General features: G+C 35.5%; 6 protein-coding genes, 1 tRNA gene, 1 pseudogene and 1 riboswitch. Of the genes and pseudogenes, 5 read left to right on the top strand and 3 right to left on the bottom strand.

Annotation, left to right across the window (positions count from 1 at the left end; translation table 11 throughout):
• Nucleotides 1–81: 81 nt before the first annotated feature.
• Nucleotides 82–166: transfer RNA gene (locus SLH51_RS12385), tRNA-Leu, on the top strand.
• A 317-nt stretch (nt 167–483) separates the two neighbouring features.
• On the opposite strand, the gene SLH51_RS12380 is transcribed toward SLH51_RS12385, so the two are convergent.
• Complete coding sequence (locus SLH51_RS12380; RefSeq protein ID WP_418769851.1) at nt 484–1,233, bottom strand: NAD-binding protein; 750 nt, start codon at nt 1,231–1,233, stop codon at nt 484–486.
• Nucleotides 1,234–1,239: 6 nt separating this feature from the next.
• Nucleotides 1,240–1,431: pseudogene (locus SLH51_RS12375) on the bottom strand (ion channel); the annotation flags it as partial.
• 219 nt (nt 1,432–1,650) lie between these two features.
• Nucleotides 1,651–1,796: riboswitch (cyclic di-AMP (ydaO/yuaA leader) on the top strand.
• Between the two features lie 61 nt (nt 1,797–1,857).
• Between SLH51_RS12375 and SLH51_RS12370 the strand changes: the two are divergent.
• The 3 genes from SLH51_RS12370 to SLH51_RS12360 all read left to right on the top strand — a co-directional run bounded on the left by SLH51_RS12370 (nt 1,858) and on the right by SLH51_RS12360 (nt 4,597).
• Nucleotides 1,858–2,523, top strand: a complete 666-nt coding sequence (locus SLH51_RS12370; protein WP_390183814.1) for a potassium channel family protein — start codon at nt 1,858–1,860, stop codon at nt 2,521–2,523.
• A gap of 2 nt (nt 2,524–2,525) precedes the next feature.
• Complete coding sequence (locus tag SLH51_RS12365) at nt 2,526–3,863, top strand: TrkH family potassium uptake protein (RefSeq protein WP_335961571.1); 1,338 nt, start codon at nt 2,526–2,528, stop codon at nt 3,861–3,863.
• 287 nt (nt 3,864–4,150) lie between these two features.
• Complete coding sequence (locus SLH51_RS12360; RefSeq protein WP_335961570.1) at nt 4,151–4,597, top strand: hypothetical protein; 447 nt, start codon at nt 4,151–4,153, stop codon at nt 4,595–4,597.
• Nucleotides 4,598–5,144: 547 nt separating this feature from the next.
• On the opposite strand, the gene SLH51_RS12355 is transcribed toward SLH51_RS12360, so the two are convergent.
• On the bottom strand, nt 5,145–5,510 hold the full coding sequence (locus tag SLH51_RS12355) for a winged helix-turn-helix transcriptional regulator (RefSeq protein ID WP_335961569.1): 366 nt from the start codon (nt 5,508–5,510) through the stop codon (nt 5,145–5,147).
• 222 nt (nt 5,511–5,732) lie between these two features.
• On the opposite strand from SLH51_RS12355, the gene zwf reads away from it, so the two are divergent.
• Nucleotides 5,733–7,193 carry a glucose-6-phosphate dehydrogenase gene (gene zwf, locus SLH51_RS12350; protein ID WP_335961576.1) on the top strand — a complete coding sequence of 487 codons (1,461 nt, stop codon included), beginning with the start codon at nt 5,733–5,735 and terminating at the stop codon, nt 7,191–7,193.
• The last annotated feature ends 85 nt before the right edge of the window (nt 7,194–7,278 follow it).

Below are 7,278 nucleotides of genomic sequence, written 5' to 3'. Positions count from 1 at the left end.
GCCCTTAGCTCAGCTGGATAGAGTGTTTGACTACGAATCAAAAGGTCGGGAGTTCGAATCTCTCAGGGCGCGCCATTATTTGCCGGTGTGGCGGAATTGGCAGACGCGCACGACTCAAAATCGTGTTCCTTCTGGAGTGTCGGTTCGACCCCGACCACCGGTACCATTTACATAATTTAAGTTAAGTTTAAAAATGATTATAAACTCACAAATGTTGATACATCAGCGTTTGTGAGTTTTTTTGCTTTTGGAGAAAAGGATAGAAAAAGGTAGGATTTGAAATCAGTAACTTTTAATACGTAGCAAGGGTATTCATTTTTTAGAGACTTTGTGAAAAAATGTACTTAAACCCTACGATAGTTTAATGTAGCATAAAAAAGTAAGGATATTTCTAATAGTAATAATTTGGATGAAATTATTCCCTGCCTTTTAAGTGAAAAAGCCTAACTTTCCAATAGTTAAGCTTATAAACACTTTCTTTTTTTATGTTTCAGGAATCTGTAAATAAGTTTCTTTGTTACAAATAACGTAAAGTTCTGCTTCGTCTGGAATCGGTTCTTCTAATTTACTTAAAAGATTAAAATCAGTTCCATCTGAAATTAAATTAGCCCCCAAGTTCTTCAAATCTTCTAATGCATCATTGTAAGTTTTCCAAATCTCTCTCTTTTTAACTTTCCATAAATCGACTCCACTTTTTCTACTAAGAAGGTTTATGATTAACCGACTAGACTCTTTATGTATAGCTGTTTTCGCCATGAGGTTTGAAAGTGCCTCACCAGATATTACAAGCTCATCAACATTTGCGTGTTTGAAGTTTGGTACGTGCTTCTCTTTTAAAACCTCTACAATAGTATAGATGTCTTTGTCCTTCTCTATTGCATAATTTTCAATAGCTGATACCGTTATCAACGATTTTCCATCAGCCGTAATTGGGTCAAATTCATTATCACTCGTGAAGATTAATACTGCCTTAGCTTGTTGAATATTAGCTCTTTCTAATATCGTTTTATCTGTTACATCACCATTAATATAATAAAAACGTTCATGGTCAACAGGTGATTCTGGAAGTGTATCAATTAAAAGAATTTTTGCTTTATCATCCATTTCTTTTATTTCATTCATTGAATGTTGTGCTTTATTAGACCACCCTATTATTACATAGTGACCTTCCCCTTTAAATCTTAACTTCCCACTCTTCCTCAAATTACGAAATATACCGAAGCTTCCTACAATTTTACCAATGACAATTGTAATTAAACCTATCCCAAAAAAATATAAAAATAACCCAAAAATCCTTCCCATTGTAGTTTCAGCTACGAAGTCTCCATAACCAGTTGTTGTTACGGGCGTCATTAAATACCAAAAGCCAATGAATGGACTTTCAAACATCTCTGGTTCCAGCCAATGAATAATAAAGGAGCTACCAATAAAGAAAAAAAGTGTGGTTTATAGCAGGGTTTGCTTCTTTATTTTTACAACAATTTTTATTAAATCAAAGATAAACAACACTATAATCACTCCCTTTATTAAGAATTATTTACATGTTGTGCGCCAATTATTAGAAAACGAATTAAAAATTTCATTCTATAAAAATGTATTGACAAGTATATAAAAGAGGAGTAAATTTTCTTTTATAAATATACAATTTTAACCTTTTATTCGCTTAATCTTTTTTAGAGCGGGGGAACCATTTTGGTGGTTAAAAACCATCTTTGGGGTGAATCTTACTAAGTAAGAGGGGATACTCTCAATCCCTAATCCGACAGCTAACCTCGTCAGCGTTATTTTGGAGAGAAGGGTCATTAATGGACCATTCTTTGTGATGGTCTTTTTTATTTGGGAAAAGGAGTGAAAAAAGTGGCAGAAAAAAAGAAACAATTCGCAGTTATAGGCTTAGGACGCTTTGGGGGCAGTGTTTGCAAAGAGTTATATAAAATGGGGCATCAGGTGTTAGCTATAGATAATAATGAAGCTAAGGTAAATGAGTTCGCAGCTCACTCTACTCATGCAGTGATTGCGAATGCAACAGATGAGAAATCACTACAATCCCTCGGTATTCGAAATTTTGAATATGTCATTGTTGCTATTGGTGACGACATTCAATCAAGCATATTAACAACCCTAGTTTTAAAAGAGATGGAAGTGGAAAATGTCTGGGTGAAAGCTCAAAACGCCTACCACCATAAGGTACTTGATAAAATTGGAGCAGATCGAATTATTCATCCTGAACAAGATATGGGGATTCGTATTGCCCAACATGTAACATCGGAAAAAATTGTAGATTATATCGAGTTATCAGATGAGTATAGTATCGTGGAGTTACTGGCGACAAAGAAAATACATAATTCCACACTAATAGATTTAGATGTTCGTGCTAAGTTTGGGTGTACCATCTTGGCGATTAAACGTGGCGAAGATATTAACGTGTCACCTCTACCCGATGATACAATTTATGAAAAAGATGTCCTAATTGTTATTGGACATAAAGCGGACTTAAAACGGTTTGAAGAAGAAGGGATGTAAGGATGTTAGATAGAAGAGGATTTCCACATCGCAACATTCAAATGTCACCGCCACAAATATTAGCTTTAAGCTTTTTTATCGCTATCGTTGTAGGTACTTTACTATTGAAGCTTCCAATTGCAACAACGGAGCCGATTAGATGGTTAGATGCATTATTTACGGCAACGTCAGCAACGACCGTTACAGGCCTTGTCGTACTTGATACGGGTCTAGATTTTACTGTGTTTGGACAAGTCGTTATAATGATACTCATTCAAATTGGTGGATTAGGATTAATGACGTTTGCTGTTTTAATTGTTGTTGTTTTAGGAAAGAAAATAGGTCTAAAAGAGAGAATGCTTGTTCAAGAAGCATTTAATCAAACATCTATAGGGGGAGTAATCCGACTTGTGAAAATATTATTTGTCTTTGCTATTGTTATGGAAGTGATCGCCGTTATTTTACTATCGCTGCGTTGGGTTCCAGAGTATGGGTGGGCATTTGGGATTTACACGAGTATCTTTCATGCCATATCTGCTTTTAATAATGCTGGATTTTCTTTGTGGTCAGATAGCTTGATGGGGTATGTGGGCGACCCAGCAGTTAATATTCTTATTACCTTATTGTTTATTACGGGTGGAATTGGTTTTACCGTTTTATCTGATTTATGGCATACTAAGGAATTCCATCGTTTATCGTTACATACTAAGTTAATGCTCGTCGGAACATTCGTTATCAATGTTGTAGCAATGCTATTAATATTTACATTAGAGTATGCTAACCCTGCTACATTAGGCACTTTAGATACTTTGGAAAAACTTTGGGCATCTTACTTTCAAGCTGTTACACCTCGGACAGCAGGCTTCAACTCATTAGACATTGGTAGTATGAATCCTGGAACAATAGTTATTATTCTACTGCTTATGTTTATCGGAGCAGGTAGTGCTTCAACAGGTAGTGGTATTAAACTTACAACATTTATTGTCATTGTCATGGCGGTTGTAACGTTTTTAAGAGGAAGAAATGAAACCGTAGTGTTTAAACGCACAATTAAACATCAAATGGTTATACGGTCATTAGCAATCGTTGTCATTAGTTTATTTGCGGTATTTTTAACAATATTAGCTCTGTCAATAACGGAGGGTGCGCCGTTTATTATGATTGTATTTGAAGCATTCTCTGCATTTGGGACAGTTGGATTATCAATGGGGCTGACAGGAGAATTATCAGATGCTGGTAAACTTATTATCATTGTTTTAATGTTTATCGGAAGAATTGGACCATTAACATTAGCCTTTTCTTTGGCAAAAGCACAAAAATCAAGTATTCGTTATCCAGATGGAGAGGTTTTCACGGGGTAGTGGTAACTTGATTCAATACAAGGGTATATCTTCTTATTGAAGATGTACCTTATTTTCTAATGAGTAAAACTACATTGTTGAATTTTATTCAAATATTTGCTTTTCTTTTCTCTTAATTTTTAAAAAGCAAGGTACTGTGATTTATTAGCACTCAAAAAAATTCTGAAAAGGAAATTTATAATTCAAAGAATAATTAACCATGTAAAAAGAGCAGTCAAGTCAAGCGATAATTATGGAAATGAGGTACACTTTGTTGAAATATGAGTGTATTGAAGGAAGGTGAGGGCTTGATTTCAATTGAAGAATATATTGCTCGAAGAAAAAAAGAAGATAAGATAAATGAGTTTGATTCAGAATTACGTATGGATAACATGAAGATTTGCGTTAATTATGTTTTTGAGTATTTCAATAATTATTTAGACATTACAGAAGCAGAAGAACAAACGACCTTAAATAATGAAAGAATAAACAAATACCGAAGTCAGATACAACAATACCAAATAGAAGTACAAGAGTGGCTTGTTGATATATATAAGGAATATGATAAACAACTGAACCGTACTATCGGTAATTTATTAATGAAAGAAGAATTTTTTCTGCTCAACAGTAAGGATAGTGAGTTTAGAAGCTTATCATATGATTGTTATGCACAACACAATTTGACATACTTTTCTCAAGTGGTGTTTTACATTACGTTAAACCAGAATACCGTAGAGAAATATTTGATAATTTAAGACCTTTAGAAATTATAGTGGTATGCATTTTTTTAATGTATTTGTTTAAAAGCCATTTATTGCACCACCACCTGAAAAAGAACCGTATTCTTATTTAGAGTTTCGGTGAAATAGAAAGCTGAAAAGTCTAGTCGATAGATACAACCACTTACGTCATACCTGAGTGAACCGCCGTATACGGAACGGTATGTACGGTGGTGTGAGAGGTCGGGGTTAGTCACCACTCCTACTCGATTGTCTAAAAAGGTGACGTCACCCGTTCCGGGAGCGATTAAAACTCCCTCTGTCTTTTTTGAGTTTTGGGGGACTTAGCGACATTAAAAAACCTCCCTTGAGAGAGGTTGAAGTGTTGATATATAGGCATATTCTCAATCACATGCAGGAACCTAGGAATCTTAATGAAAGTTACTGCAGATGGTTTTAGCTATTACATATTTGATTTATGTAATTTTCTCAATGCGAATCAACATTAATAATCTTGTTTTTCTCAACAGTTTTGTCTCGCATTAGTGGTGAATACGCAATTTATTTTCAAAGAGAGTTCTTTCTATTTGCTAGATTCGAGTTCTTCTTCCTGTCTTTTCAAAATAGTTTCCATATAGTTCTTACCCCATTCATACATCGATTCGAGAATAGGCATTAGACTTTCCCCTTTTTCTGTCAGTGAGTACTCTACTTTAGGCGGTACAACGGGATAAACTTCACGGTGAATAATAAGATCCTCTTCCAGTTCACGTAATTGGTTAACAAGCATTTTTTGAGTAATACCAGGTATAAGAGATTTCAATTCATTAAAGCGTTTTGTACCTTCTTTGCCTAGATGCCATAAAATTAACATCTTCCATTTACCCCCAATTACAGAAAGGGTTAACTCTTTTTCACAGTTAAACTCTTTTATACAAATACGTCCCATGCATTTAACCTCCATCTCGGTTCTAGGTAACAGTATACTATTTGATACTATATGAAAAAAAAGTGCGTACTTACAAGTAAATATTATACGCGTTATACTGATGTCTGTAAAGATGTTGAAAAAGTGATAAAGAACATAGGAGGGGATTTAATGAGTAAATTAGCTATTTCTCGCAGTGGTTATCTAGAGGAGAATTCTTTTGATGTTTCAAATATGCTGGAACTGGATTCTATGACCTTTGTTTTGTTTGGAGCAACAGGGGACTTGGCTAAGAGGAAAATCTTCTCTGCTTTATATAATTTATTTCTTGATGGCAAGATGCCTAACTCATTTTCAATTATTGGTTTAGGAAGAAGGGAATGGTCTGACTATACATTTCAAATCCATGTTGAACAGTCAATTAAAACTTTCTCTAGGCGTTCAATCAATAATTCTTTAAAAATGGAAAAGTTTCTTGATGCATTTCGGTATTGTTCCCTGGATGTAACGGAGTATGAAGGATATAAAAAATTACTTGAAACTATTGAAAGACGTGAAGAGCAATTAGGGCTCCCTGAAAACCGCATTTTTTACTTATCCGTTGCACCGGAATTTGTGGATGTTATTACGTCAAATATTAAGGACAGCGGGTTAAGCTCCAAAAAAGGGTGGAAGCGTCTCATTATAGAAAAACCATTCGGACATGATTTGAAATCAGCTTTAGAGTTAAATGAAAAATTAAGCCGGACATTTGAAGAGGAGGAGATTTATCGCATTGATCATTATCTTGGCAAGCCGATGGTCCAGAATCTTGAGGGATTAGAATTCTCTAATCCTGTACTTAAAGCGTTTATGAATAATCAGTACATTGCCAATGTACAAATCACAGCCAGTGAGACGGTTGGGGTTGAAGAGCGATCTGATTATTATGATCAGGCCGGAGCTATCCGAGATATGTTTCAAAATCATTTACTGCAGTTACTTATGGTGACAGCCATGCATCTTCCCAACAAACTCAGCGCTAGAGAGGTCGGTAATGAGAAGAGGAGAATTATGGAATTTCTTCGGCCTTTGGGGAACAAAGGTGTCATTACAGATGTTATCCGGGGGCAATACGTTTCGGGAGAAATAGATGGCAGACCGGTTGTTGGTTATAAAGAAGAGCCTGGAATTGAGAATTCTTCAACAAATGATACGTTTATTGCAGCACGTTTATGGATTGATGATGCTTTATGGAGCGGAGTCCCATTCTATATTCGTACGGGAAAAAGAATGAAGGAAAAGTTAACGCGTGTTGTGATTGAATTCAAAAATCCGTTAAAAGATCTGAATATGCTCCAGCACGATGTAATGACGCCTAATCTTTTGGTCATCCAAATTAGTCCGAACGAAGGCGTTTCACTACAATTAAATATGAAAAACCCATTAACCAATCAAATCGAGCCTATCAGTACAGAATTTTCAGCCAGTCCAAAAAATGTTCCAGAAGCGTATGAACTCTTGTTGTTCGATGCGTTGCGCGGAGATTCAACATTCTTTACCCATTGGAAGGAAGTTGAATTATCGTGGAGATGGGTACAACCAATTCTGGAATCATTTGAAGAAAACAGCCTTCCCCTTCATCCGTATCGTTCGGGTTCAATGGGTCCAGATGCTTCCTACGAATTATTACAAGAGGATGGTTTTAATTGGTGGGATTTATAAAAACTCGGAAAGGCTGAAAGTTTACAAGAAAAAGTCGATTTACAGATAACCTAGATAATGTCAAGAAAAATAGTGTACAGACAAG

It is taken from the genome of Halalkalibacter kiskunsagensis (assembly GCF_037027555.1).
GTDB classification, from domain to species: Bacteria; Bacillota; Bacilli; order Bacillales; family Bacillaceae_D; genus Halalkalibacter; species Halalkalibacter kiskunsagensis.
Note: the sequence above shows the minus strand (reverse complement) of the source record. Positions and strands in the feature narration are given on the sequence as shown.

Bases quoted from the DNA above. Each gene is read 5' to 3' on its own strand.
- SLH51_RS12365 (WP_335961571.1), top strand. From the start codon at position 2,526: ATGTTAGATAGAAGAGGATTTCCACATCGCAACATTCAAATGTCACCG.
- SLH51_RS12355 (WP_335961569.1), bottom strand. From the start codon at position 5,510: ATGGGACGTATTTGTATAAAAGAGTTTAACTGTGAAAAAGAGTTAACC.